Source organism: Wohlfahrtiimonas populi (assembly GCF_002006795.1).
Taxonomy (GTDB): Bacteria; Pseudomonadota; Gammaproteobacteria; order Cardiobacteriales; family Wohlfahrtiimonadaceae; genus Wohlfahrtiimonas; species Wohlfahrtiimonas populi.
On record NZ_MVDN01000045.1, the window covers coordinates 1 to 1,233 of the forward strand.

The 1,233-nt window shown below is 37.8% G+C and carries 3 protein-coding genes; all 3 read right to left on the reverse strand.

Going from position 1 to position 1,233, the window contains the following annotated elements; all coding sequences use genetic code 11:
* Positions 1-204: hypothetical protein (locus BZK16_RS13895; RefSeq protein WP_143691209.1), on the reverse strand; the 204-nt coding region annotated here is incomplete at its 3' end.
* Positions 204-476, reverse strand: a complete 273-nt coding sequence (locus BZK16_RS13900; RefSeq protein WP_077929471.1) for a hypothetical protein — start codon at positions 474-476, stop codon at positions 204-206. The genes BZK16_RS13900 and BZK16_RS13895, both read right to left, overlap by 1 nt.
* Complete coding sequence (locus BZK16_RS13905) at positions 476-1,126, reverse strand: lambda exonuclease family protein (RefSeq protein WP_077929472.1); 651 nt, start codon at positions 1,124-1,126, stop codon at positions 476-478. Before BZK16_RS13905 ends, BZK16_RS13900 begins: the two co-directional genes overlap by 1 nt.
* Positions 1,127-1,233: the final 107 nt, after the last annotated feature.

Genomic DNA, 1,233 nt, shown 5'->3' on the forward strand with positions numbered 1-1,233 from the left:
GTTGTCAGATGTACGCTCGTTTTCTTTAGTGGCAATTGCTACAACTTTACCAAAACAGACAGATTCAACAGATTCATTCCAAGCACCATCAATTTCAAGTAGATCTTGAATCAGAAATTCTGTTTTTTCTCTAGCCTCACTTTCTGATGTGAATATTTCCATTCCATGGATATCGCTATATGCAAACCATCTCTTATTACTCATCATTCACCATCCTTTGTTAATTTCAAAAAGCCTTCTGTTTTTTCTATTGCTTCACTCATTAGCTTTTCGACTTTTTCCACATCTAATTTGATGATTTCACCCCACCATTTGTCGCGACCTTCTTTACTGTCGTACAAAAGTTTTTGTGCAGCTTCGGCACCATCCAGCTCAACAGAAATAGATATGCCGTATTTTTCATCATCTTCGTCATAGACTTTTTGACATAAAAAGTCGTGATCTTTTCCGTAAAATACTTTTGCAAAATCTTTCATCACGCCACCTCTTTAATATTCATTAATTTTTCAACAATCTGATCAACTTCTGCATTGAATTTATTAACTTCAAATTCAATTTTTTCTTTGATCTCATCAGTAATTCCAATCTCAACAATAAAGCTCTGTAAATGAGCAGGGAATCGGTCGTCATAGCTCATAAATACCCAATGATCGAATCCAGTACACATCATTTGCGCGTACATCTGATAAATGTACTGAGGATTAATCACACCTGTTTCTAGCGTTTTTAAATGAGTTGCACTATTTGGGCATTTGATCTCAATGCCTTTTTTTAATGGCTCACCCATCATGTCCAGGATTAAACCGTCAGGACTTGCACCAAATCGCTCAATGGTAGGGTGGTCAATAAATCCCACGTCTTGTACTTCGTTCATTGTTGAAAGCGTATAAGCCTCTTTGGCTTTTGGCTCTAAATCAATACCACGTTGCATTGCATCACTTTTGAATGAATCAGGCGTATTACCTGTGATAATTTCAAGAGCAATCTCAACTATGTAATTTTCACGAGCGGCGTAGTAGCTGCCATTTTTTTGAGTTGCTACCGCGTCATATAGACGCGACGCAGTTACTTTGCCTCTGCGCGCAGAGAACCAATCTTCTGTTCGCTGTAATTCGTTATTGTCCATTTGGTACCTCACTGTATTCAGCATCGATTACAATCATTGACTTGATGCGTTTAAACTCAGTCATGCCAATAGCATTTTTTTCGCTTTCATCTAATGACTGCCAAGCT

What these genes read in the sequence shown, in the direction of transcription:
- BZK16_RS13900 (WP_077929471.1), bottom strand. Translation starts at nt 476, where the DNA reads ATGAAAGATTTTGCAAAAGTATTTTACGGAAAAGATCACGACTTTTTA.
- BZK16_RS13905 (WP_077929472.1), bottom strand. Translation starts at nt 1,126, where the DNA reads ATGGACAATAACGAATTACAGCGAACAGAAGATTGGTTCTCTGCGCGC.